The sequence below is a fragment of the Actinoallomurus acanthiterrae genome, from assembly GCF_054775715.1.
Genome location: NZ_BAAHCO010000001.1, coordinates 7,726,754 through 7,751,466, shown reverse-complemented (window position 1 = coordinate 7,751,466; position 24,713 = coordinate 7,726,754). Strand labels below are relative to the sequence as shown.

21 protein-coding genes are annotated in these 24,713 nt (G+C 71.8%); 17 read left to right on the top strand and 4 right to left on the bottom strand.

Going from position 1 to position 24,713, the window contains the following annotated elements; genetic code table 11:
• The first annotated feature begins 172 nt into the window (after positions 1 to 172).
• From ACYVF7_RS36550 to ACYVF7_RS36535, 4 genes are all read left to right on the top strand, one after another.
• Entirely contained in the window at positions 173 to 1,201 is a 1,029-nt protein-coding gene (locus tag ACYVF7_RS36550; protein WP_460349706.1) for a LacI family DNA-binding transcriptional regulator, read from the top strand.
• Positions 1,202 to 1,278: 77 nt separating this feature from the next.
• Positions 1,279 to 4,200 (top strand): glycoside hydrolase family 48 protein, encoded by a 2,922-nt coding sequence (locus ACYVF7_RS36545; protein WP_460349704.1) that lies wholly within the window; start codon positions 1,279 to 1,281, stop codon positions 4,198 to 4,200.
• Between the two features lie 115 nt (positions 4,201 to 4,315).
• The gene (locus ACYVF7_RS36540) at positions 4,316 to 6,028 is read left to right on the top strand and encodes a glycoside hydrolase family 6 protein (RefSeq protein WP_460349702.1); all 1,713 of its coding nucleotides are present in this window, start codon (positions 4,316 to 4,318) and stop codon (positions 6,026 to 6,028) included.
• A gap of 671 nt (positions 6,029 to 6,699) precedes the next feature.
• Positions 6,700 to 7,014 (top strand): hypothetical protein, encoded by a 315-nt coding sequence (locus tag ACYVF7_RS36535; protein ID WP_460349700.1) that lies wholly within the window; start codon positions 6,700 to 6,702, stop codon positions 7,012 to 7,014.
• Positions 7,015 to 7,082: 68 nt separating this feature from the next.
• Here the strand turns inward: ACYVF7_RS36535 and ACYVF7_RS36530 are convergent, their stop codons facing one another.
• Positions 7,083 to 7,862 carry an NAD(P)H-dependent oxidoreductase gene (locus tag ACYVF7_RS36530; protein ID WP_460349698.1) on the bottom strand — a complete coding sequence of 260 codons (780 nt, stop codon included), beginning with the start codon at positions 7,860 to 7,862 and terminating at the stop codon, positions 7,083 to 7,085.
• 144 nt (positions 7,863 to 8,006) lie between these two features.
• A complete protein-coding gene (locus ACYVF7_RS36525) occupies positions 8,007 to 9,191 on the bottom strand; it encodes an RNA-guided endonuclease InsQ/TnpB family protein (RefSeq protein ID WP_460358327.1) in 1,185 nt (394 codons plus the stop codon).
• Positions 9,192 to 9,357: 166 nt separating this feature from the next.
• Between ACYVF7_RS36525 and ACYVF7_RS36520 the strand changes: the two genes are divergently transcribed.
• Positions 9,358 to 10,230 (top strand): helix-turn-helix transcriptional regulator, encoded by an 873-nt coding sequence (locus ACYVF7_RS36520; RefSeq protein WP_460349696.1) that lies wholly within the window; start codon positions 9,358 to 9,360, stop codon positions 10,228 to 10,230.
• A gap of 24 nt (positions 10,231 to 10,254) precedes the next feature.
• Here ACYVF7_RS36520 and ACYVF7_RS36515 read toward each other — a convergent pair whose 3' ends face one another.
• Both ACYVF7_RS36515 and ACYVF7_RS36510 read right to left on the bottom strand, forming a co-directional pair.
• Positions 10,255 to 11,127: an ADP-ribosylglycohydrolase family protein gene (locus ACYVF7_RS36515; protein WP_460349694.1), complete on the bottom strand. Its 873-nt coding sequence runs from the start codon at positions 11,125 to 11,127 to the stop codon at positions 10,255 to 10,257.
• 30 nt (positions 11,128 to 11,157) lie between these two features.
• Positions 11,158 to 11,973, bottom strand: coding sequence for an SAM-dependent methyltransferase (locus tag ACYVF7_RS36510; RefSeq protein ID WP_460349692.1), 816 nt, complete (start codon positions 11,971 to 11,973; stop codon positions 11,158 to 11,160).
• A 158-nt stretch (positions 11,974 to 12,131) separates the two neighbouring features.
• Here ACYVF7_RS36510 and ACYVF7_RS36505 point away from each other — a divergent pair, with 158 nt between their 5' ends.
• The 12 genes from ACYVF7_RS36505 (at position 12,132) to ACYVF7_RS36450 (ending at position 24,703) form a co-directional block, all read left to right on the top strand.
• Positions 12,132 to 12,977 carry a class I SAM-dependent methyltransferase gene (locus ACYVF7_RS36505; protein WP_460349690.1) on the top strand — a complete coding sequence of 282 codons (846 nt, stop codon included), beginning with the start codon at positions 12,132 to 12,134 and terminating at the stop codon, positions 12,975 to 12,977.
• A 55-nt stretch (positions 12,978 to 13,032) separates the two neighbouring features.
• A complete protein-coding gene (locus ACYVF7_RS36500) occupies positions 13,033 to 13,659 on the top strand; it encodes a TetR/AcrR family transcriptional regulator (RefSeq protein ID WP_460349688.1) in 627 nt (208 codons plus the stop codon).
• A gap of 259 nt (positions 13,660 to 13,918) precedes the next feature.
• Positions 13,919 to 14,926, top strand: a complete 1,008-nt coding sequence (locus tag ACYVF7_RS36495; RefSeq protein ID WP_460349686.1) for a LacI family DNA-binding transcriptional regulator — start codon at positions 13,919 to 13,921, stop codon at positions 14,924 to 14,926.
• Positions 14,923 to 15,864 carry a carbohydrate ABC transporter permease gene (locus ACYVF7_RS36490; RefSeq protein WP_460349684.1) on the top strand — a complete coding sequence of 314 codons (942 nt, stop codon included), beginning with the start codon at positions 14,923 to 14,925 and terminating at the stop codon, positions 15,862 to 15,864. The genes ACYVF7_RS36495 and ACYVF7_RS36490 overlap by 4 nt, the downstream gene beginning before the upstream one ends.
• A complete protein-coding gene (locus tag ACYVF7_RS36485) occupies positions 15,861 to 16,679 on the top strand; it encodes a carbohydrate ABC transporter permease (RefSeq protein WP_460349682.1) in 819 nt (272 codons plus the stop codon). Before ACYVF7_RS36490 ends, ACYVF7_RS36485 begins: the two co-directional genes overlap by 4 nt.
• Positions 16,680 to 16,692: 13 nt before the next feature.
• Entirely contained in the window at positions 16,693 to 17,991 is a 1,299-nt protein-coding gene (locus tag ACYVF7_RS36480) for an ABC transporter substrate-binding protein (protein ID WP_460349680.1), read from the top strand.
• Positions 17,988 to 19,031, top strand: a complete 1,044-nt coding sequence (locus tag ACYVF7_RS36475; RefSeq protein WP_460349678.1) for an ADP-ribosylglycohydrolase family protein — start codon at positions 17,988 to 17,990, stop codon at positions 19,029 to 19,031. Before ACYVF7_RS36480 ends, ACYVF7_RS36475 begins: the two co-directional genes overlap by 4 nt.
• Before the next feature lie 15 nt (positions 19,032 to 19,046).
• Positions 19,047 to 20,072, top strand: a complete 1,026-nt coding sequence (locus tag ACYVF7_RS36470; RefSeq protein ID WP_460349675.1) for an ADP-ribosylglycohydrolase family protein — start codon at positions 19,047 to 19,049, stop codon at positions 20,070 to 20,072.
• On the top strand, positions 20,069 to 21,205 hold the full coding sequence (locus ACYVF7_RS36465; RefSeq protein ID WP_460349673.1) for an ADP-ribosylglycohydrolase family protein: 1,137 nt from the start codon (positions 20,069 to 20,071) through the stop codon (positions 21,203 to 21,205). Before ACYVF7_RS36470 ends, ACYVF7_RS36465 begins: the two co-directional genes overlap by 4 nt.
• Positions 21,202 to 22,545 (top strand): ADP-ribosylglycohydrolase family protein, encoded by a 1,344-nt coding sequence (locus ACYVF7_RS36460; protein ID WP_460349671.1) that lies wholly within the window; start codon positions 21,202 to 21,204, stop codon positions 22,543 to 22,545. The genes ACYVF7_RS36465 and ACYVF7_RS36460 overlap by 4 nt, the downstream gene beginning before the upstream one ends.
• Positions 22,542 to 23,729 (top strand): CaiB/BaiF CoA transferase family protein, encoded by a 1,188-nt coding sequence (locus ACYVF7_RS36455; protein ID WP_460349669.1) that lies wholly within the window; start codon positions 22,542 to 22,544, stop codon positions 23,727 to 23,729. Before ACYVF7_RS36460 ends, ACYVF7_RS36455 begins: the two co-directional genes overlap by 4 nt.
• Before the next feature lie 122 nt (positions 23,730 to 23,851).
• Entirely contained in the window at positions 23,852 to 24,703 is an 852-nt protein-coding gene (locus ACYVF7_RS36450) for an HpcH/HpaI aldolase/citrate lyase family protein (protein WP_460349667.1), read from the top strand.
• Positions 24,704 to 24,713: the final 10 nt, after the last annotated feature.

Below are 24,713 nucleotides of genomic sequence, written 5' to 3'. Positions count from 1 at the left end.
GCAACCCTCCTGCTCGGATGCGGGGCCGGACGTGCGGTGATCGCCGCCGCGAAACTCCCCGTTTACACGGTTGATACATTCCTCTTGACAACCCTTTCTCGCGCCTTGGATGGTGGGAGCGCTCCCACACCCCCGCCACTCGAGCCGTTAGCGCTTGAAGGGAGTCATTTCCGTGATTGGAAGGGAACTCTCCGCACCCTCCTGCACCGCCGTCGAGACGCCGACGCTCGCCCACGTCGCCGCCCTCGCCGGAGTTTCACCCGCCACAGCGTCACGCGTCATCAACGGCACCGCCCGCGTCAGCCCGCGCGCCCGCTCCCGCGTCGAAGAGGCCGTGCAACGGCTCGGCTACGTGCGTCACCGCGCCGCCCCCGCGGATCGCCGTAGCGGGTCGATCGCGGCCGTCGTCTGTGAGGACGACGCCCGCGTCTTCACCGACCAGTTCTTCGCCCGGTTGTTCTCCGGCGTCCGGCGCGAGCTCGGCGACGAACGCGAGCTCGTCGTCCTGGTCGTCGGGCGGTCCGGCCGCTGGGGCACCGTCGCCGAGTACCTGCGCGGCGGTCGCGCCGACGGCGTGCTCCTCATCAGCGCGCACGGGGCCCCCGCCATGGCCCTGCGCCAGACCGGGGTCCCCGTCCTGCTGGCCGGGCGTCCCCTCTGGACGACGCCGCTGCCGTACGTCGACGCCGACAACCGCGGCGGCGCCCGTACGGCGGTCGACTACCTGCTCAAGTGCGGGCGCCAGACGATCGGGACGATCGCCGGGCCGCCCGACCGAGCCGTGGGGGTCGACCGCCTGGCCGGCTACCGCGCCGCCGTCGGCGACGCCGGCCTGCTCACCTCCGGATTGATCACCTACGGAGATCTGCACCAGGCGTCGGGCGAGCACGCGATGAACCGCCTGCTGGACCGCAGGCCCGACATCGACGCCGTGCTGTGCGCCTCCGACCAGATGGCCGTGGGCGCGCTGCGCGCCCTGCGCCGTACCGGCCGCCGGGTGCCCGACGACGTGGCCGTCGTCGGCTTCGACGACTCGCCGATCGCCGGACGCGTCCGTCCACGGCTGACGACGGTACGCCAGCCGATCGAGGACATGGGCGTCCGGATGGCCCGCGAGCTGCTCGGCCGCATCGCCGGCGACGCGCCCGTCGGCCAGGGCGTCGTGCTCAACACCAAGTTGATCATCCGCGACTCCGCGTGACCCGGCCGGTCCGGCCGACCCCCTCAGCAGCCGGCCCGGCGGGCCGGTGGTGCCCCCCGTCAGGAGGAATTCCGCCCATGAAGAGACGGCAGAGGTGGCGACCGCTCCTGGTCGTCCTGTCGCTCCTGGCCGGCGTGCTCGTCGCCGGCACCGGAGCGCACGCCGCCGATGTGCAGTGCAAGGTCGACTACTCGGTCAACGACTGGGGCTCGGGCTTCACCGCGAACATCACGATCACCAACCTCGGTCCGGCGATCAACGGCTGGACCCTGAAGTACTCCTACGCCGGAAACCAGACCCTGCAGCAGGGCTGGAGCGGCACCTGGTCGCAGTCCGGCAAGGACGTCACCGTCGCCAGCCTGAGCTACAACGGCGCGATCGCCACCAACGGCACCGTCAGCGTCGGCGGCAACTTCACCTACAGCGGCACGAACGCCAACCCGACGTCCTTCTCCCTCAACGGGACCACCTGCACGGGCGCGCACAAGGCCCCGACCGTGGCGCTGACCAGCCCGGCGGCCGGCTCGACGTACACCTCCGGCGCGACGATCCCGCTCGCCGCCACGGCGAGCGCGAACGACGGCGCGACGATCAGCAAGGTCGAGTTCTACAACGACACGACGCTGCTCGGCACCGCCACCTCCGCGCCGTACTCATTCAACTGGGCGAGCGTGCCGGCCGGGGACTACTCGCTGTACGCCAAGGCCTATGACAGCCAGGGCGCCACCGCCGAGTCCACGCCGGTCGGCGTGCACGTCGCCAGCGGCCCCGCCGTCGTCGCGAGCCCGTCCGCGCTGGCCGTCCAGCAGGGCAAGACCGGGACGTTCGGCGTGAAGCTGTCGAGCCAGCCGTCCGGCAACGTGACCGTCACGGTCGCGCGGGCGAGCGGCAACACCGGCCTCACGGTCTCCGCGGGCGGCACGCTGACCTTCACGTCGTCCAACTGGTCGACCGCGCAGAACGTCACGGTCACCGCGGACGCCTCGAGCACGGGCGCGGCCACCTTCACCGCCAAGGCCACCGGGTACGACACGGCGAGCGTCACGGTCACCGAGACCAAGTCGAACGGCGCGTACGAGGACCGCTTCCTCACGCTCTACAACAAGATCACCGACCCGGCCAACGGCTACTTCAGCAAGGAGGGCATCCCGTACCACTCGGTGGAGACGCTGATGGTCGAGGCGCCGGACCAGGGGCACGAGACCACCTCCGAGGCCTACAGCTACCTGATCTGGATGCAGGCGGTGTACGGGAAGGTCACCGGCGACTGGAGCAAGTTCAACAACGCGTGGGCGCTCATGGAGAAGTACATGATCCCCACCCACGCCGACCAGCCCACCAACAGCTTCTACAACGCGAGCAAGCCCGCGACGTACGCGGCCGAGCACGACCTGCCGGAGCAGTACCCGTCGCAGATCGACTCCAGCGTGTCCGTCGGCCAGGACCCGATCGCCGCCGAGCTGAAGTCCGCGTACGGCACCGACGACGTGTACGGCATGCACTGGCTGCAGGACGTCGACAACACCTACGGCTACGGCGACACCCCCGGCGGCGGCTGCGAGGAGGGCCCGAAGACCAACGCGCCGTCCTACATCAACAGCTACCAGCGCGGCCCGCAGGAGTCGGTCTGGGAGACCATCCCGCAGCCGACCTGCGACAAGTTCGCCTACGGCGGCAAGAACGGCTACCTGGACCTGTTCATCAAGGACTCCAGTTACTCCAAGCAGTGGAAGTACACCGACGCCCCGGACGCCGACGCGCGCGCCATCCAGGCCGCGTACTGGGCCGACACCTGGGCCAAGCAGCAGGGCAAGGGCTCGGACGTGTCCGCCACGGTCGCCAAGGCGGGCAAGATGGGCGACTACCTGCGGTACTCCTTCTTCGACAAGTACTTCAAGAAGATCGGTAACTGCACCAGCCCGAGCTGCCCGGCCGGCACCGGCAAGGACAGCGAGCACTACCTGCTGTCGTGGTACTACGCCTGGGGCGGCGCGACCGACACCAGCGCCGGCTGGGCGTGGCGGATCGGCGACGGCGCCTCCCACTCCGGCTACCAGAACCCGATGGCGGCGTACGCCCTCACCAACGACTCGGCGATGGCGCCGAAGTCCGCGACGGGCGTCGACGACTGGAAGAAGAGCCTGCAGCGGCAGCTGGAGTTCTACCGCTGGCTGCAGTCCTCCGAAGGCGCGATCGCCGGCGGGGCGACCAACAGCTGGGGCGGGGCGTACGGCACGCCGCCGGCCTGCGACTCCACCTTCTACGGCATGGCCTACGACTGGGAGCCGGTCTACCACGACCCGCCGAGCAACCAGTGGTTCGGCTTCCAGGCGTGGTCGATGGAGCGCGTCGCCGAGTACTACTACGTCACCGGGGACAGCACCGCCAAGACCCTGCTGAGCAAGTGGGCGGCCTGGGCGACGGCCAACACCAAGCTGAACGCCGACGGGACCTACCAGATCCCCTCGACGCTGCACTGGAGCGGCCAGCCCGACACCTGGAACGCCTCCAGCCCGGGTTCCAACGCGGGCCTGCACGTCACGATCGCCGACTACACCAACGACGTCGGCGTGACGGCGGCGTACGCCAAGACCCTGGCGTACTACGCGGCCAAGTCCGGCGACACCACGGCCAAGTCGACCGCGCAGACCCTGCTCGACGACATGTGGAGCAAGGACCAGGACGGGATCGGCATCTCGGTGCCGGAGACCCGTACGGACTACAACCGGTTCAACCAGGCGTACAGCACCTCCAACACCAACCACGACGGCGTGTACGTGCCGTCCGGCTGGACCGGGACGATGCCGAACGGCGACAAGATCGACAGCAGCGCGACGTTCCTGTCGATCCGCTCCTGGTACAAGCAGGACCCCGCCTGGTCCAAGGTCCAGTCGTACCTGAACGGCGGGGCGGCGCCGAGCTTCAACTACCACCGGTTCTGGGCGCAGGCGGACATCGCCATGGCGATGGCGACCTACGGCCAGCTGTTCGACCAGTGAACGAGCGCCCCGGGGACGCGGCCCGCGTCCCCGGGGCCCGACCCGGCGGCCCCGATGGCCGCGGAGTCACCAGATGGGAGCGCTCCCAAAACCCGTCCGAGGAGGACACACCCCGATGAAAGTCAACCCCCACCGCGGCCTGACGCTGCGGATGGACCGGGCGGGCGTGGCGATCGCCGCGCTCGTGCTCGGCCTCGTATCCGTGCTGTTCGGCATGGGCCGGGCCCACGCGGCCGTCGGCTGCCAGGTCACCTACTCGGTGAACCAGTGGAGCAACGGCTTCACGGCCAACATCGGCATCACCAACCTGGGCGACCCGCTCAGCTCCTGGACCCTGGAGTGGGACTTCGCCGGCAACCAGCAGGTCACCCAGGGCTGGAGCGGCACGTTCTCCCAGTCCGGCAAGCACGTCACGGTCAAGAGCCTGTCCTACAACGGCAGCCTCGGCACCAACGCGTCGACGTCGCTGGGCTTCAACGGGTCCTACTCCGGGACGAACGACGCCCCGACGTCCTTCTCCGTGAACGGCACCGCCTGCAACGGGTCCTCCGGCGGCGGCACCCCGACCCCCACCCCGACCCCCACGCCGCCAGGCGGGGGCGGATCCCACGCCGACAACCCGTTCACCGGCGGCAAGGGCTACGTGAACCCCGAGTGGTCGGCCGAGGCCAAGGGCGACGGCGGCAGCGCGATCGCCAACCAGCCGACCGCGGTATGGCTGGACCGCATCGCCACCATCGCCGGGTCGAGCAGCAGCATGGGCCTGCGCGCCCACCTCGACGCGGCGGTCTCCCAGGGCGCGAGCTACGCGCAGTTCGTCATCTACGACCTGCCCGGCCGTGACTGCGCCGCCCTGGCCTCCAACGGCGAGCTCGGCGCGGGGGATCTCAGCCGCTACGAGACTGAGTACATCGATCCCATCGCGTCGATCATGAGCGACTCGAAGTACGCGAACCTCAAGATCGTCACCTACATCGAGCCCGACTCGCTGCCGAACCTCGTCACCAACGTCAGCGGCAACACCGCGACCACCGCGTGCCAGACGATGCAGCAGAACGGCAACTACGTGAAGGGCGTCCAGTACGCCCTGAACAAGCTGCACGCGATCAGCAACGTCTACACCTACCTCGACGCCGGGCACCACGGCTGGCTCGGCTGGGACAGCAACTTCAACCCCGCCGCGCAGTTGTTCGCCACCGTCGCCAAGGGCACCACGGCCGGCGTGAACAGCGTCGACGGCTTCGTCATCAACACCGCCAACTACTCGCCGACCACCGAGCCGTACCTGCCGGTCAACAGCCAGACCCGCCAGTCGAAGTGGGTGGACTGGAACTATTACGTCGACGAGTCGACCTTCGGGGCGGCGTTCCGCCAGCAGCTGATCTCGGACGGCTTCTCGTCGTCCATCGGCATGGTCATCGACACCTCCCGCAACGGCTGGGGCGGCGCGGCCCGCCCGACCGGGCCGAGCTCGGCCAGCGACATCAACACGCAGGTCAACGCCGAGCGCGTCGACCGCCGGCCGCACGTCGGCGACTGGTGCAACCAGTCCGGCGCGGGCCTCGGGACACGGCCGACCGCCTCTCCGGCCGCCGGCTTCGACGCCTACGCGTGGGTCAAGCCGCCGGGCGAGTCCGACGGCTCCAGCAAGTCCATCCCGAACGACGAGGGGAAGGGCTTCGACCAGATGTGCGACCCGAACTACGGCGGGAACGTGCGCAACGGCAACAGCCCGAGCGGCGCCCTGCCGGACGCGCCTCTGTCCGGCCACTGGTTCTCCGCGCAGTTCCACCAGCTCATGCAGAACGCCTACCCGCCGGTGTCGTAAGACGCCGGTGACCGTCACGCGGGTCTGACCCGCGCCACCGACGCCGGGCGGAGGCGCTGCCTCATGGCGCCTCCGCCCGGCCCTCCACGGGCGAAGACATGCCGCGCCGTCTCGTCCCGCGTTCCAACCGCCGGAGGGAGTCTCGTTGACCTCGCCGCTCAGACGTGTTCCCAGCGTCCTGACCACCATCGTCGCCCTGCTCGCCCTGGCCCTCGTGCCCATCGTCGGACGGGCCGTGACACCGGCGGAATCCTGAACGACGACTGGACCACCGTCAACACCACGAAGCAGTCCTACCTCACCCCCTACCTGATCCCTCCGAGCTGACCGGAGGCCGGGGGCTCGCATCCCGGGGACGGTGTGTCGCCGTCCCCGGGAGGCGACCGCCAGACGGGGCGCCGGGGTCGACCCAACGGTGGGAGCGCCGCGACCCCGGCGCCCTCTCGTCGTGCCCGAAAAATCGCGATCCGACGGCAACCTTCCGCGCACCGGGAACGACTGGACGAGTGGAACGCCGGGGCCGCCACCGAACGGTGTGGGAGCGCCGGGCGACCCCGGCGTCCCGTTCACCACCCGCCGCCGGTCACTGGGTCCGCGAGCCCAGTGCGGAGCGGTCAGATTGAGACTGCGGGCTCTGGTAGCGGCTCTTCCGGTCGCGAGAATGTGATCACATGAAGAATCTTCGGATCACCCGCACGGCGCTCGCGAGTGTGGCGATGACGGCCGGACTGCTGGCCACCGTCTCCCCGGCCGCACACGCCGATCCGCATTGGCGCTGTGGCACGTCGACGGCCAAGCAAGCCGGCGGCAAGATCTCCATGCACTACCACAACTGTGGTGACTTCACGATCGCGAAGGTGCCCATCAACACCAAGACCCTGAAGTTCGGCGGCAAGTGCCATTACGTGAAGCGCGGCAAGACGATCGCCTGGATCATCAAGGCCAAGTCCACGAAGAACTGGACGACGTACACCTGCACCCCCTGACGTTAAGACGGTGCGCCCGGACGGCGGTGCCGCGCGCCGCGCCTGACGGCGGCGGGCGGCACCGCCGTTCACCGCTCGTCCGGGCGGAGGTGGATCGCGAGACCGCCGGTGCCGACCGGCTCCAGGCCCGGCTTGAGCTCCATGCTCCGGGTGTAGTCGCCGCCCTTCAGCGGACGATACGGCACCGGCTCGGCCGTGAAGAGGGTCCGGAGCCGCTCGGCGTAGGCGTCCGTCAGCCGCCCGAACCGCTCCTCGTCCACGGTGAGGGAGTCGAAGGCGACGAACGGCGACAGCACGTCCATGCCCGTGTAGTAGAGGATGCCGTGCTGGATGGGGAACAGCAGGTCGTCCAGCCGCCCGTGGACGCCGCGGGCCGAGAACGACGGCTCGTCCGCGCCGATCGTCAGCGAGAGTATCGCCCGCCTCCCGGCGAGCGTTCCGTCGCCGTACAGCGCGCGGCCGACCTTGCCCGTGCCGTACCCGAACCGGTAGGTGAGGACCCGGTCCACCCAGCCCTTGAGGATCGCCGGCATGGAGAACCACCACATCGGGAACTGGAGGATCACGGCCTCGGCCCACAGGAGCTTGTCCTGTTCGGCGGCGATCTCCGGCGACAGGCGGCCGTCGGTGTAGGCGCGGCCGGAGGCGCCGATGACGTCGAGTCGTTCGCCCGGATCGTGGTCGAGGAAGTCATCCGCGTCGACGGCGGGCTTCCACTTCATGGCGTACAGGTCGGACACCAGCACCTCATGCCCCGCCCGCCGAAGCTCGTCGGCGGCGAACGCGGTGAGTGCGCCGTTGAGAGAACGGGGCTCGGGATGGGCGCTGACGATGAGGATGTTGCTCATGTCACCGTTCTCCCGCACTGCGGTCGGGTGGTGCCAGAACCCTCCGGTTCCGGCGGACTCGCCATCCTGGTACTGACAGGGCCGGTTTGTTCGCGCGCATAGTGGTCGGTTTGACTTCCTCCCCCTCGTAAACGAGGGGGATTCCTACAACTCGCGCTGTAGGGCTTCCTGCTTCAGCGCCGACCGCCCCACCGGAGAACTCCGTTGAGGTCTTACACCGGCTCCACAGGCCGACACCGCCAGCCCGGCGGCCAAAAGATTCTTCGCCGCGTTCACGTCCCGATCGTGGGTCGTGCCGCAGCCGCACGTCCAGGTACGGACGCCCAGAGGCATCTCACCGGCCAAGGCGCCGCAGACCGAGCACAGTTTGGAGGAGGGAAACCAGCGGTCGACCGCGATCACCTCGCGGCCGTACCAGCGGGCCTTGTACTCCAGCATGCTGCGGAACTGCGACCACGCGGCATCACCGATGGCGCGGGCCAGGTTGCCGTTCTTCAGCAGGTTCCGGACGGTCAGGTCCTCGATCACGATCACTTGGTTTTCGCGGACGAGTCGAGTGGTGAGCTTGTGCAGGCTGTCGCGGCGCCGGTCGGCGATCCGGGCGTGGATCCGGGCGAGCTTACGCCGGGCCTTGGCCCGGTTGGAACCATCCCCCTTGGCCTTGCGGGACAACTGTCGCGCAGCGCGGGCGAGCCTGGCACGGTCCCGGCGCTCGTACCGGGGGTTTGTGATCTTCTCTCCGGTGGACAGCGTCAGCAGATGCTCCAGTCCGGCATCGACCCCGACAGCGGTGTCGTCGGCTGGCAGCGGCTGCACGCCGGGGTCTTCGCACAGCAGGGAAACGAACCAGCGTCCGGCCGCGTCCTGGGATACGGTCACCGTTGAGGGTTTGGCGCCCTCGGGAAGGGGACGGGACCAGACGATGTCGAGCGGTTCGGTCATCTTGGCGAGGGTGAGTTTCCCCTCCCGCCAACGGAATGCGCTGGTGGTGTACTCCGCGGATTTGCGGGACTTCTTCTTTGCCTTAAAACGCGGATAGCTGGCCCGCTTGGCGAAGAAGTTCGTGAACGCGGTTTGCAGGTGCCGCAGGGCCTGCTGGAGCGGGACCGAGGACACCTCGTTGAGGTAGGCCAGCTCTTCGGTCTTCTTCCACGCCGTCAGCATCGCCGACGTGGCGTTGTAGCCGACGCGTTCCCGGCGCAGCCTCCAGGCCTCGGTGCGGGCCTCCAGCGCCATGTTGTAGACCTTGCGCACGCATCCGAACGTGCGCGACAGCTCCGCTGCCTGCGCATCGGTCGGATAGAAGCGATGCTTGAAAGCACGCTTCACGCGAGTGGTCACAGTCCGCAAACTATAGCGTCAGTGTGTGACCGTGTGCGGGTGTTCGCGTGGTGGACGCCGAATCGCCGTGGCAGCGATTCGGCTACCCATGCCCTGCTCCGCAGGGGTCCGATTCCTCCCCGCTCTGAAGGGCGGGGTTACCTCGGAGATTCAGATGAATGACGACGGCAGGGAGCTCGGGGCGTTCCTACGTGCGCGCAGGGCACGGGTGAGCCCCGAGAGCATGGGGCTCACCGTAGGCCCGCGCCGCCGGGTCGCCGGGTTGCGCCGGGAGGAGCTGGCGCAGCTCGCGGCGATCAGCGTCGACTACTACGTACGGCTGGAGCAGGGTCGCGCGACCCAGCCGTCGGATGAGGTGCTCGACGCCCTGGCCGACGTGCTCGATCTCGACGGCACCGAACGTGATCACCTCCGCCGCCTGGCCAGGACGCGGCGGGCGCGTCCCCGCCCCGCTCCGCGGCCGGAGCGGTTGAGCCCGGAGCTGCGGCGCGTGCTCGAGGGGATGACCGGCATGCCCGCCGTCATCATGGGAGACCGGCTGGACCTCTTGGCGTGGAACCGGCTGGGCTCCGAGCTGTTCGGCGGGCTCGACGACGGCGCGCGCGACCGTAATCAGGCCCGGTACCTCTTCCTCGATCCCCGGTCGCGGGAGACCTTCCCCGATCATGGACAGCGTACCCGGGAGACCGTGGCCGTCCTGCGGCTGGCCGTGGGGCGGGATCTCGACGACCCGGGACTCGCGGAGCTGGTGGAAGAGCTGTCGGTGCACAGCCGGGAGTTTCGGGCCATGTGGGCGGCCGGCGATGTCATGGTCTGCGAGAGAGGCCTTAAACGGTTCCGTCATCCGGCGGTGGGAGAGCTGCGGCTGCGGTACGAGACGCTGCACGTTCCCGCGTCGGACGGTCAGCCAGGCCAGCAGCTTTACGTCCACCTGCCGGAGCAGGGCGGCGACGCGGAGACCGCGCTGCGACTCCTGGAGGCCTGGATCGCACCGGCCGGAGACGAACGGCGGGCCGGGCGCCGGTAACGTCCGAGAACACCTCCGCCAGGATCAGGGGCTTGCGCCCGACCCGGTCACCCAGCCCGGCAGGGGCTCGCGGGCCGCCAGCCAGGATTCCGGAATGCCGCCGGCGCCGGTGTGGGCGGCGACGATGCCGCCGGTGATGGCCGCCGTCGTGTCGATGTCCCCACCGACGGCGACGCAGGTGCGCACCGCCCGCTCGAAGTCGGTGAGATGGCGGGCGGCGACCCACAGGCAGAACGGCACGGTGTCGTGCGCGAGGACGCGCGCACCGTTGCCGAGTTCGTACGCCGCCTCCTCGCGGGTCCGGCCGAGCAGACCGGCCGCTCTGCGGACGCCGTCGTGCACGGCGCCGGGCGGGGTGTGCGCGAGGACGACGTCCATCAGCCCGTCCGCGTCACCGCGCGTGACGTACGAGGCCGCGACCGCCACCGCGACGGCGCCGGCGATGCCGTCCGGGTGCGCGTGCGTGACGACGGCCGACGCCGTGGCCTCCAGCGCCACCCGTTCGAGGTCGCCGGGATAGTACGCGCCGAGGGGCGCGGCCCGCATCGCGGCCCCGTTGCCCATCGAACCGCCGCCGCCGAACTGAGCGGGGGAGACCGTACGCCACGACTCTCCGTCGCGCAGCGCCCGCAGCAGGACCACCGTGCCCGGCCCGTACCCGCGGTAGGGGTCGTAACGATCCGCGAACGCGGCGGCGAGGGCGTCGCGGTCCACCTCCCCGTGCCGACGCAGGACGTCGACCAGGTTGCAGGCCATCTCGGTGTCGTCCGTCCACGGCCAGGGAGCGGGCGGCACCGCCGTCTCGTCGAGGATCAGCGGTCTGTTCTCGGCGGCGAAGAACTGGGCGCCGAACGCGTCGCCTACGGAGAGTCCGGCAAGGGAGTCCAGAACGGTCATCGCCCGCCACCGTAGCGGACGTTCCCGCCGTCAGGGCTTGCGGGCGACGCCGCCCATCGTCGCCACCTCGGCGGGAGGGCCGAACGGGTCGGGTTCCGGGCGCCAGCGCTGGATCGGCACGATGCCGGGTTCGACCGGCTCGAGTCCGTCGAAGAAGGCGGTGATCTGGTCCGGCGTCCTGAGGTAGTAGGGCACCGCGCCGCTGTCCTCGTAGCTGCGGGCCGCCTCCCGGTGCGCCGCTCCGACGTCGATGCTGTCGGCCAGCGCCAGGAAGCTGCCGGAAGGCAGGGCGTCCGTCAGCCGCCGCACGATCGACCGCGCCTCCTCGTGGTCGGCCACGTGGCCCAGGACGCCCATGAGCATCAGCGCGACGGGACGGGTCAGGTCGAGTGTCTCGGCCGCGGCTTGAGCGATCTTCTCGGGTTCGCGCAGGTCGGCGTCGACGTAGTCGGTCCGGCCCCCGGGCGAGCTGGTCAGCAACGCGCGGGCGTGCGCGAGGACCAGCGGGTCGTTGTCGACGTAGACGATGCGGCACTCGGGCGCGACCCGCTGGGCGACCTCATGGGTGTTGTCGACCGTCGGCAGTCCCGTCCCCACGTCGAGGAACTGCCGGATGCCCTCTTCCCCGGCCAGATACCGGACGCTGCGGGCGAGGAAATGGCGGAACGCGCGGGCCGTGTCGATGATCCCGGGGAAGATCTCGCGGTACCGGTCACCGGCGGCCCGGTCGACGGGGTAGTTGTCCTTCCCGCCCAGCCAGTAGTTCCACACGCGCGCCGAGTGCGGCACGGTGGTGTCGATCTCCGGCGTGGGGGCTGGTCCGGTGCTGGATGAGCTGTCGGTCACGGTGCCCTTCCTCGATGCCGTTCGACGGACGGAGTCCCCATCCTGCCGGTTTCTCCGCGTGTACCGCTATTGCCCCTTGACGGCGGCGAGCGTCGACATCAGTATGAACACACGTTCATGAACGTGTGTTCATATCGTTCGGAAGTGAGGGGGCCTCGATGGCTCAGATCGTCAACACCGCCCAGGCGGAGGCGTGGAACGGGTACGAGGGCGAGCACTGGGCGGGTCATGCCGACCGCTACGACGCCGTCAACCGCGGGTTCAACCGGTTCATCCTCGACGCGGCCGCGATGACCGCGGAGGCGCGGGTGCTCGACGTCGGCTGCGGCAACGGCCAGCTGACCCGGCTCGCCGCCCGCACGGCCCGGTCCGGGCGGGCCCATGGGATCGACCTGTCCGCGCCCATGCTCGCCACGGCGCGCGCCCGCGCGGCCGAGGAGGGCGTGGCCAACGTCGCCTTCGAGCGGGCGGACGCCCAGGTCCACCCGTTCCCGGCGGGCGGCTTCGACGCGGCGATCAGCCGGTTCGGGGTCATGTTCTTCGCCGACCCGGTGGCCGCGTTCGCCAACATCGGCCGGGCGCTCCGGCCGGGCGGGCGGCTCGCGTTCGTGTGCATGACCCGGATGGAAGGCACGGACCTGGGCGCCGTCTTCGGGGCGATGGCCGCCCACCTGCCACGGCCGACGGGACCGGACGGCACCGGCCCGACGTCGTTCGCCGACCCCGCGCGTGTCCGGGAGGTCCTGTCCGACGCGGGGTTCGGTGAGGTCGACTGCACGCGCGTCGAGACGGAGCAGGTCTGGGGCCGGGACGGCGCCGACGCGGCCGAGTTCATCCGCGGCTGGGGGCCCGTCAAGTACCACATGGACCAGGCCGGCCCGGAGGCGGCGGCAAAGGCCCGGGACGCGCTCACGGCCGCCCTCGTGCCCTTCGCCCGGCCCGACGGCGTCCGGCTGCGGGGGACGGCATGGCTGGTGACCGCCCGCCGCCCCGCCGGATCCTGACGCCGGCGCCGCGCCGGGCCCCGACACCGGCGCTCCGCCCGTACGATGCCTGCTGATGTCACCGAGAAAAGCCGCGGTGCTCCGCGACGGCGGCGGCGAGCAGAGCCTGCGCGAGCACCTGATCGCCACCGCCGAACGCATGATCTCCGAACGCGGGACGATCGGGCTCACCGTACGAGGGATCGCGCGCGCGGCCGGGGTGGCGGACGGCGTGCTGTACAACCACTTCGCCGACAAGGAGGAGTTGCTGGCGCACGCCCTGCGGGCCCGCGTGCGGGCGGTCGAACGCGGCCTGCCGGCCCTCCCCGAGCCGGGCAGTGGCGCGATCGAGGCCAATCTGCGGGCCTACGTCACCCACGGAATGGCGCTGCACCGGGCGATCCTGCCGGCCATGGCCGGTCTCCTCGCCCAGCCCGAGACCCTGACCAGGTTCGGGGACCTGGTCGGGTCGGGGGAGCACTGGCGGGGCAGGCTGATCGGCTATCTGCGGGCGGAGCGGGACCTGGGCCGTCTGGCCCCGGAGGCGCAGGTCGACGCCGCGGCGAGGATGATCGTCGGCGTCTGCCACGAGGCGGTCCTGTCGCTCCTGTTCGGCGGCGGCCTGGTGCCGGAGGCGATGCCGGTCGAGCCGGCGGAGGTCGACGCGCTGGTCGCCGCCGTGCTCGCCGGTATCGGCCGCTGACCTGCGCCGATCCGGCCGGGACTTACTACGTAAAGGCGGGTGCCGGTCTACCGCGTGGCCTCTGCTCCGCCACCGTACGGCGACGCTGTGTCATTGATTTCGGGCGTACCCCTTGACGGGGATGGTTTCCGGCCGGTTTCATACTCCTCACTTCCGTAAACGTTTACGGCTCCCGTCCGGGCCAGCTGTAAACGTTTACGGCAACCGGATCGACCTTCGTGAGCGTTTCCTCGGCTCACGTACGAGCGGGGAGGACGCCGTGGCCCAGGGGCCGACGATCACGACGATCGCCGCGCGTGCGGGCGTCTCGATCGCGTCGGTGTCACGTGTGCTGAACGGGCTGCCGACCCGCGAGGACACCGTGCGGAAGGTGATGGCGGCGGCCGACGAGCTGGGCTACGTGCCGAACGCCGTGGCCCGCTCGCTGAAGTCCAACCGCACGCACCAGGTGGCGTTCGCGATGGCCGACATCGGCAACCCGACGTACGTCGCGATGGTGCGGGAGATCCAGCCCGTGCTGAAGACCGCCGGGTACCGGCTGGTCCTGCACTCGACCGGCGGCGACGTCGACGACGAGATGGACGTGCTCCGGCGGCTGGGCGAGCGCTACGCCGACGGGCTCATCATCAGCCCGCTGCGCGGCATCACCGAGCAGCATCTCGACCTGCTGATCGCCGCACGGGCGCCCGTCGTCGTGATCGGCTCGATCCCCGAAGGGACGCCGGTCGACAACGTACGGACCGACTCGCGGGCCGGCGTGCGGCTGGCGCTGGAACATCTGTACGGCCTCGGGCGGCGGAGCATCGGCTTCCTCAACGGCCCGCTCGACACGGTCCCGGGAGCGGCGCGGGCCGCCGCGTACGCCGACGCGCTCGAGGGCCTCGGCCTGCCGTACGACCCGCACCTGGTGGAGGTCGGCGACTTCTACCGCGCGGAGGGCGCCGCGGCGGCCCATCGCCTCCTGGAACGGTCCCGGCCGGACGCCATCCTGTGCGCCAACGACCTGATCGCGCTCGGCGCGCTCGACGTGCTGCGCGCGGAGCGCCTGCGCGTGCCGGAGGACGTCGCGCTCGTCGGCATGGACGACACCGAACTCGCGACCGCCGCGTGGCCGACGCTCACGAGCGTCGGGCTCGGGTCGGCCGAGCGCGGTCTGCGCGCCGCCGAGCTGCTGCTCGACCGGCTGGACAACGGCGTCGCCGAGCCCCGCATCGTCACGATCGAGCCCACGCTCGCCGTGCGCGCCTCGACGGAGGGAGCCGCGTGACCGCCACGCAGACCGCGGTCCGCCCGACGCGGACCGGCCGCCCGGGGCCCCGGACGAGGCCGCGCGGCAGCGGCGACCGGGGGACACTCGTCCTGCTGCTTCCGGCGCTCGTGCCGGTCCTGCTGTTCAGCGTCGGCCCGCTGCTCTACGGCATCTACCTGTCGTTCACCGACGCGCGCGGCGGCCGGAACGCCGTCATCTCCTTCGTCGGCCTGAAGAACTTCGGCGACGTCCTCGCCGACACGGACTTCTGGTCCTCGTTCAAGATCGGCCTGATCTGGGCCGTCAGCGTCACCGTGCTGCAGTTCCTCGCCGCCCTCGGCCTGGCGCTGCTGCTCAACCAGAACCTCCGGCTCCGCGGGCTCGCCCGCGTGCTGGCGATGGCCCCGTGGGCGATGCCGCCGATCGTGATCGGGCTGATGTGGCGGCTGGTGTACCACCCCAACGCCGGCATCCTCAACGCGACGCTGCAGGACCTGCATCTCCTGAACCACAACGTGGACTGGCTGAACAACTTCGGCACTGCCCTGCCGGCGATCATCGTCGTCGGCGTCTGGACCGGAATGCCGCAGACCACCGTGGTCCTCCTGGCGGGTCTGCAGAGCGTGCCCAAGGAACTGCACGAGGCGGCCGCCGTCGACGGCGCGACCGTGTGGCGGCGCTTCTGGAGCGTCACGCTGCCGCAGCTTCGGCCGGTGATCGTCTCGATCACGTCGCTGGACTTCGTCTGGAACATCAACCAGTTCGCGATGGTCTACGCGCTGACGCAGGGCGGCCCGGGCGGCCGTACGCGCCTGCCGATGCTGTTCGCGTACGAGGAGGCGTTCCGCTACGGGTTCTTCGGGTACGCGGCCGCGCTCGGCGTCGCGATCACCCTCGTCGTGCTCGTCGTCCTCGGTTTCTACCTCTGGCGCCAGATGAGGGAGAGCGCCCGGTGAGAACATCCCTGAAGTACCTCGCGCTGCTCGGCTACCTCGTCTTCCTGGCGTTCCCGCTGCTGTGGCTGCTGTCGACGGCGTTCAAGACGCCGCGCGAGATGGCGAACCTGCATCCGCGCTGGATCCCGCACCACCCGACGCTGCGGAACTTCAGCGACGCGTTCGCCGCGCAGGACCTGACCGGCGCCGCCGGCCGCAGCCTGATCGTCGCCGTCTCCGTCGCGGCGCTCACCGTGGTGATCGCGCTGCCGGCGGCGTACGCGCTGGCCCGCCGCCGCTCCGTGCTGAACCGGGTCGCGATCGGCTGGGTGCTGGTCAGCCAGGTCTTCCCGGTGGTGCTGACCATCATCCCGCTGTTCATCATCCTGCGCCGGCTGGAGCTGGTGAACACTCTGACCGGGCTGATCCTCGTGCACACCACCTTCGTGCTGCCGTTCGCGCTGTGGATGCTGCAGGGCTACGTCCGGAACGTGCCACGCGAGCTGGAAGAGGCCGCCGCGGTCGACGGCGCCGGACGGTGGAAGACCCTCGCCGGCGTGATCGCGCCGCTGCTCGCGCCCGGGGTCGTCGCCACCCTGCTGTTCTCCTTCATCTCCTCGTGGAACGAGTTCTTCTTCGCGCTAGTGATCATCAAGGACCCGGACCAGGCGACCCTGCCGCTGACGCTGGTGCGGTTCACCGGCGCGGAGCAGGCCGCCCGGCTCGGCCCGCTGGCGGCGGCGTCCCTGCTCGCCACCATTCCCAGTCTCGTCTTCTTCGCCATCATCCAACGCCGGCTCCGTTCGGGCCTGACCGCCGGCGCCGTCAAGGGATAACAGGAGGTACCCAATGCGTCGCGGTCTTCGCTCCGCGCTCGCGGTCGCCGCTGCCACCGCCATCGGCCTGGCCGCCGGGTGTTCCGGGAGCGGCAACGACTCCGGGAAGCCGGTCACACTGAAGTTCCTCAGCCTGGCCTGGCAGAAGGACTCCATCGCCGCCAACAAGCGGCTCGTCAGCGAGTGGAACTCGGCCAATCCGAAGATCCAGGTGCAGTACACCCCGGGCAGCTGGGACACCGTCAACGATCAGCTGGTCACCGCCTTCGAGGGCGGCGACCCGCCGGACGTCATCCACGACGACTCCTCCGCGCTGGCGGGCTTCGCGTCCCAGGGGTACCTCACGGACCTGACCAAGCTCATCCCCCCGGCGCTGAAGAACGACATCCCGGACGCCGCCTGGGGCACCGCGACCTTCGACGGCAAGGGCGGACAGGGCGTCTACGGCGTGCCGTTCCTGCAGGAGTCGCAGGTCATCCTCGCCAACAAGAAGATGCTCGACCAGGCGAACGTGCGCATCCCCACCGTCGACAACCCGTGGACGTGGGACGAGTTCCAGCAGATCACCAAGAAGCTCACCGTCGGCAAGCGGTACGGCATCGCCTGGCCGCTGAAGGCCCCGGTGAACAAGGTGCTCAACCTCTCGCTGAACTTCGGCGGCACCTTCTTCCAGACCTCCGGCGGCAAGACGACCGTCAAGGTCGGCCCGCAGGAGAAGGAGGTCCTGCAGCGGATCCACGACCAGCTGTACAAGGACAAGACGGCCGACCCGTCGACGCTCGGCATGGGCACCACCGACCCGCTGCCCGGCTTCTACGCGGGCAAGTACGCGATGGTGCCGGCCGGGATCTACCTGCGCCAGCAGGTCGTCGAGCAGGCACCCAACGGGTTCCAGTGGGTGACGATCCCGCCGCTCAAGGGCCAGACGACGCAGCAGGGCGCGATCTCCCAGACGCTCTCGGTCGCCGCCGACAGCAAGCACCCCAAGGAGGCGATGAAGTTTATCTCCTGGTTCCTGAACGGGCAGCACCAGGCGGACCTCGCCAAGGGCGACTGGCTGATCCCGACGAGCAAGACGGCCGCGCAGGACCCGACGCTGACCGGTGACAAGTACGGCTGGAACGTCGCCACCGCCTCGGCCAAGAGCCTCGTCCTGGCCCCGTACCTGAAGGTCAACGGCTTCGACGAGTTCAAGAGCAAGGTCGCCACGCCGGCGCTGCAGTCCTACTTCGCCAACAAGATCTCCCTCGACGACCTGGCGAAGAAGCTGACCGACGACGGCAACAAGGTCCTGGAGCGCTACAACAAGTGAGCGACGGGGAGTTCCGGGACCACGCCCGGGGGTGTCTGCTCGGCCTGGCGGCCGGCGACGCTCTCGGACGGCCTGCGGAGAACCTCACGCCCGAGGAGATCACCCGGCGCTGGGGCCGCCTCACCGAGCTCGAACCAGGGCCGGACGGCGGCCCGGCGGGCACCGACGACACCGAGTACGCCATCTTCGCGGCGTCGCTGCTGCGGGCGCACGGCTCGGGGCTCACCGCCGAGGACGTCGTCGCCGCCTACCGGGAGCACGTCCTGCCGATCGACGGGCCGATGAAGGGCGCCGGCTTCTCCGAGCTGGGGACGGCCCAGGCCCTGCGGCAGGGTCTGCTTCCGCCGCTGACCGGGCGCTGGCATCAGCACGGCTGGTCCGACGGGCTGGCGATGCGGGCCGCGCCGTACGGGATCTTCGCGGCGGGTGACCCGGCCGAGGCGGCCCGCCTCGTGGCCGTCGACGGCGCGGTCAGCCACAGCGGCGAGGGCCTCCACGGCGGCCGGGCCGTCGCGGCGGCGGTCGCCGTCGCGATGACCGGCGCCGCGCCCGGCGAGGTCGTGGCCGGCGGGCTGAGCGCGGTCCCGGACGACTCCTGGACCGCCCGCAGCGTCCGCGCGGCCGTGCGGATCGCGGCGGCCCCCGACCGGCACCATCTGGCGGCCGACCTGCACGACGCCGTGGTCGCGCGCCACTACCCCTGGACCGACCTGGCGCCCGAAGCGGTCGCCCTGGCGTTCGCCGCGTACCTCGCCGGCGGCGGTGACGTGGAGGAGTCCGCGGTGACGGCCGTGAGCCTGGGCCGCGACGCCGACACCACCGCCGCCATCGCCGGGGCGCTGGCGGGCGCGGGGCGGGGCGAGAGCGGAGTCCCGAAGCGCTGGGCGCGGGCGATCGGCCCGGTCCGGGGCGCCTGCCTGCCGTTCGTGGCGGGCCGGGACGTCCGCGAGGTCGCCGACGCCCTGACCGACGCCCGGCAGGCCGCCGGCGCCCGGGAGGTCCCCGGCCCGTCGGCGGACGCCGACACGCGGAACGGCTAGGCGAGGAGGACACAGATGTCATCGGGGGACCGACGCGATCGGATCCGTGGGGCCTTCGCCGGCCTGGCCATCGGCGACGCCGCCGGCTGGCCCGCCGCACGTCACCGCTGGGCGCTGCTGGCGCCGTGGACCCGCCGGCTCGGCCGGGAACTCGACGGATTCGCCGAGGACCATCGGGTCACGACGCTGCCGGTGCCGTTCGCGCTGAACCAGCCGGTGGCCGCCCTCGCCGTCGGCCCGTCCGACGACGCCGAGTGGCTCGCCTGGACCGCCCGCACGCTGGGCACCGACCGCCGCGTGGCCTTCGCGGCGCTGGGCGAGGACGTGCGAGCCAGGATCTCGGTGCGCACCGCGCTGGACAACCTGGCGCGCGGAGTCGGCCCGCCCGCCAGCGGCCACGACAACCCGCACTTCTTCGACGACGCCGCCGCCGTGCGGGCGGTCGCGTTCGGGGCCGCGCACCCGGGAGATCCGGATGCGGCGGCCCGGGCCGCCCGCGCCGACGCGGAGATCACCAACGCCGAGGACGGGGTGCACGGGGCCGGGGCGATGGCCGCGGCGGTCGCCGTCGCGGTGGCGGGCGCGCCGGTCGGCGACGCCGTCGCGGCCGCGCTCGCGGAACTGCCCGAGGGCACCGCGATCCACCGGGCGGCGGCCCTCGCGCTCGACCTGCCCGGTGACGCGTTCGCGCTCGTCCCGAGCCTGGACGCGGCCCTGCAGGACCACGTGTACAGCTATGGCGTCGCGGCCGCGCAGACCGTGCCGGTGGCGCTCGCCCTGGCGCGCGCGGCAGGCGGTGACCTGGCCGAGGCCGTGCCGGCCGCCGCCTGCCTCGCCGCGCTCGCCGACTCGGCGCCCGCGCTGACCGGCGCGCTGACGGGCGCGGCCACCGGCTGGGCCGACCTGCCGGAGACCTGGCGGGAGCGCGCCCGGCACCTGGCGGGCTGCTGCCTGCCGGAGCTGCGGGGCGCCGACCTCATCGCCATCGCCGACGGACTCAGCGGCCCGTTCGGGGCCGCTCAGCAGGAAGGATCGGAATGACTCCGTTGCAGGACAGGGCCGTCGGCGCGCTCGTGGGCGCGGCGGTCGGGGACGCGCTCGGCGGCGCGACGGAGGGCTGGACCCCTGAGCAGATCCGGGAGCGCTACGACGGCTGGGTCACCGGGATCGTGCCGCCGTACTTCGACGACTGGCGTAACGCGCGCCCGATCGCGCCGTACCACAAGGGCGACGGGCACGTCACCGACGACACCCTCATGACGCACGCCCTGGTCCGGGTGTACGAGCGGGCGGGCGGCCATCTGGACGCGTACTCGGCCGCGGAGTACCTCGTGCCGGAGATGATGGGGGAGAAGCGCTGGATCCCCGAGCTGGAGGCGGAGGCGCTGCCGCTGCAGCGCGTGTTCCTCGCCGAGAAGTGGCTGGCGCTGCGGCTGCACTACGGCCACGTCGACCCGCGCGAGGCGGGCGTCGGCAACATCGTCAACTGCGGGGCGGCGATGTACATGGCCCCGGTCGGAGTCGTGAACGCGGCCGATCCCGACGGCGCGTACGCCGAGGCGATCGACCTGGCCGGGGCGCACCAGTCCAGCTACGGCCGGGAGGCGGCGGGGGTGCTCGCGGCGGCCGTGGCGGAGGCGATGCGGCCCGGGGCGACGCCGGACTCCGTCGTCGCGACGGCGGTGCGGCTGGCCAAGGACGGCACCAGGGCGGCGATCGAGGCGGTGTGCGAGCGGGCGCGCGGCGTCGCGCACTGGGAGGGCTCGTTCGAGGGCCTGCGCGACGCGGTCCGGCCGTTCGACACGGTCGCCGACACCTACCGCGACCAGGGCCTGGGCGCGCGACGGCCCAGCCGCACGCACAGCATCGAGGAGCTGCCGCTCGCCCTCGCCTTCCTGCTCATCGCGGGGGGCGGATACCGCGACACCGTCCTCGGGGCGGTCAACTACGGTCGCGACGCCGACTCGATCGCGAGCATGGGCGGCGCGATCGCCGGGGCGCTGGGCGGCGCGGCCGCCGTGCCCGCCGACTGGCGGAACGAGGTCGCCGTCGCCAGCCGCCTGGACCTGGAGGCGCCCGGCCTGGCGATCGCGGCCGTGGCCGAGCGCGTGCACAAGGCCGACCTGGCCCGGCGGCGCGCGCACGAGCAGGCGTTCGGGGAGCTGCTGTCATGAGGCTGACCTGGGTCCAGCCCGAGGACCTGATCGGGCACGAGCTCCGCCAGGCCGCGCAGGACGGCCGGGACGCCGCCGAGATCGCGGCGCGCTGGCACGCCGCCGGCGGCCACGACGCGCCGCCGCGCGCCGGCGCCTCGCCGGACCCCGCGTCGCCGCAGCTGCGCGCCCTGGCCGAGCAACTGCTCGACGAGCTCGCGGCGGTGCCGTCGCCGTACGACGAGCCGACCGAGCTGTCCGAGATCGTCGCCGCCTGCCCGGACTGGCCGGCGGGCGACCCGCGCCCCGCCGCGGACGACCGGGTGCACGGGGCGTGGCTCGGCCGCGCCGCCGGGTGCGTGCTCGGCAAGCCCGTGGAGAAGATCCCGCGCGAGGGCATCCGGGAGATCGCCGAGGCGACGGGGAACTGGCCGATCCGCGGCTGGTTCACCGCCGAGGGCCTGCCCGCGGAGGTCGCCGAGCGCTGGCCGTGGAACCGCCGCAGCGCGGTCAACAGCCTCGCCGAGAACCTGGACGGGACCCCGGAGGACGACGACCTCAACTTCCCGATGCTCGCCCTGGCCGTCCTCGAGCGGTACGGGCGCGGGTTCACGACCGGCGACGTCGCGCAGGCCTGGCTGGACGAACTGCCCGGCGGGCGGGTGTTCACCGCCGAACGGGTCGCGTACCGCAACCTGCTGCTCGGCGTCGCGCCGCCCCGCACCGCGTCGTACCGGAACCCCTTCCGGGAGTGGATCGGCGCGCAGATCCGCGCGGACGTGTACGGCTGGGTCAACCCCGGCGACCCGGCCGCCGCCGCGTCGATGGCGCACCGGGACGCGCGGCTCAGCCACACCGCCAACGGCGTGTACGGCGCGATGTTCGCCGCCGCGATGTGCGCGACCGCCCTCGTCGCCGGCGCCGTCGACGAGGTGATCGAGGCCGGGCTGGCGGTCGTGCCGCCCGACTCCCGCCTGGCCCGGGCCGTACGGGAGGCCGTCGCCTCCGCCCGTAAGGAGTCCGACTTCGAGCGGGTCGCCGACGGGCTGCACGAACGCCACGGCGACCTGCACTGGGTGCACTCGATCAACAACGCCGCCCTGGTCGCCGCGGCCCTCGTACACGGCGGCGGGGACTTCACCCGGTCGACCGCGGCGGCGGTGGCGGGCGGCTGGGACACCGACTCCGACGGCGCGACCGTCGGGTCGGTCGCCGGGGCCCTGCTCGGCGCCGGGGGACTGCCCGATCAGTGGACCCGGCCGCTGCGCGACCGCGTGGCCAGCAGCCTGACCGGCTTCGACGGCGTGCGCCTCAGCGACCTCGCCGCCCGTACGGCCGCGCTCGCGGAGCCGCGACGATGACCCGCCCGCTGGACGGAGTCCGCGTCCTGGACCTGGCGACGCTGTTCGCCGGGCCGATGGCCGCGATGTTCCTCGGCGACTTCGGCGCCGAGGTCGTCAAGGTCGAGCACCCCCACAGGCCCGACCCCGCGCGCGGGCACGGCGCGGCCAAGGACGGCGTCGGCCTGTGGTGGAAGATGCTCGGCCGCAACAAGCACACGATCACGCTCGACCTGTCCGCGCCCGAGGGCCAGGAGGTCCTGCTCCGCCTCGTCCGCGACGCCGACGTCGTGATCGAGAACTTCCGGCCCGGCACCCTCGAACGCTGGAACCTGCCGTACGAGCGGCTCCAGGAGGCCAACCCGGGCCTCGTCCTCGCCCGGGTCACCGGATTCGGCCAGTTCGGCCCGTACGCCCGGCGTCCCGGGTTCGGCACGCTCGCCGAGGCGATGAGCGGGTTCGCCGCGATGACGGGCGAACCGGACGGGCCGCCGACGCTGCCACCGTTCGGGCTGGCCGACGGCATCGCGGCGCTCGCCACGGCGTACGCGGTGATGACGGCGCTGCGGGCCCGTGACCTCACCGGCAACGGCCAGGTCGTCGACCTGTCCATCCTCGAGCCGATCCTGACCGTGCTCGGCGGCCAGCCGACCGCGTACGACCAGCTCGGCCTCGTGCCGCCGCGCACCGGGAACCGCTCGGTCAACAACGCGCCGCGTAACACCTACCGGTGCGCGGACGGCTCCTGGGTCGCCGTCTCCACCTCCGCGCAGAGCATCGCCGAGCGCGTCATGCGGCTCGTCGGCCGGCCGGAGCTCGTCGACGAGCCGTGGTTCGCCACCGGCGCCGGGCGGGCGCAGCACGCCGACGAACTGGACGCGGCGGTCGCCGGGTGGGTGGGCGAGCGGACCAGGGAGGAGGTCCTCGCCGAGTTCGAGAAGGCCGAGGCGGCGGTCGCGCCCATCTACGACGTGCGCGACATCATGGCCGACCCGCAGCTCGCCGCGCTGGAGGCGATCACGACCGTGGACGACCCGGACCTCGGGCCGCTGCGCATGCAGAACGTCCTGTTCCGTCTGTCGGCCACGCCGGGGGCGCTCCAGTGGACCGGGCGCGCGCACGGCGCCGACACCGACCGCGTCCTCGCCGAGACCGGCCTGACCACCGCCGAGATCGACGCGCTGCGCGCCCGCGGGGTGATCTGAAGTGCCGACCCGCCGTGTGATCAAGAGGCTGGCCCTGCCGTGGGACCGGGAGTGACCTGAGGTGCCGACGTTGCCGTGCGATCCAGGGATCGACCCTGCTGTGGGACTGGGGGTGGTCTGAGATGCCGACCCTGCTGTACGTCCCGGCCGACCGGCCCGACCGGGTGGCCAAGGCGCTCGCCACCGCCGCCGACGTGGTGATCCTCGACCTGGAGGACGCCGTCGCTCCCGCGCACAAGGACCAGGCGCGGGAGCACGTCGCCGGGCTGCTGGCGGACCCGCCGCGCCCGGTCCAGGTCCGCGTCAACGACGTCCGGACCCCGTGGGGCCGCGCCGACCTGGCGGCCCTGCGCGAGCTGCTCCCGGCGACGGAAGGCGTCCGCCTGCCGAAGATCGAATCAGTGGAGCAGGTGCGGGAGATCGCGGCCCTCGTCCCGGGCACCGCCCTCCACCTGCTGCTGGAGTCCGCGCTGGGCGTCGAGCGGGCCCACGAGCTGGCGACCGCCGACCCGGCGGTGGCGAGCGTCGGGCTCGGCGAGGCGGACCTGAAGGCGGACCTCGGCGTGACCGACGAGGCGGGCCTGGCCTGGGCGCGGTCGCGGATCGTCGTCGCCGCGCGGGCGGCCGGCCTGCCGGCCCCGGTGCAGTCCGTCCACCCCGACGTCCGGGACCTCGACGGGCTCGCGGCCTCCTGCCGTCTCGGCCGCGCCCTGGGCTTCCGCGGCCGGGCGGCGATCCACCCCGCCCAGCTGCCGGTGATCGCCGAAATGTACCGCCCGACGCCAGAAGAGATCGCCGCCGCCCGCCGGATCGTCGCCGCCTACGAGGAGGGACAGGCCACGGGAACGGGGGCCGTCGCCCTCCCCGACGGTGGTTTCGTCGACATCGCCATCGTCCGGCAGGCGCGGGCCGTGCTCGCGGCAGATGACCGTTTTGTGAACGGCGGGCGACACACCGCTTCGACGGTTGGATAGCGTGCGGACC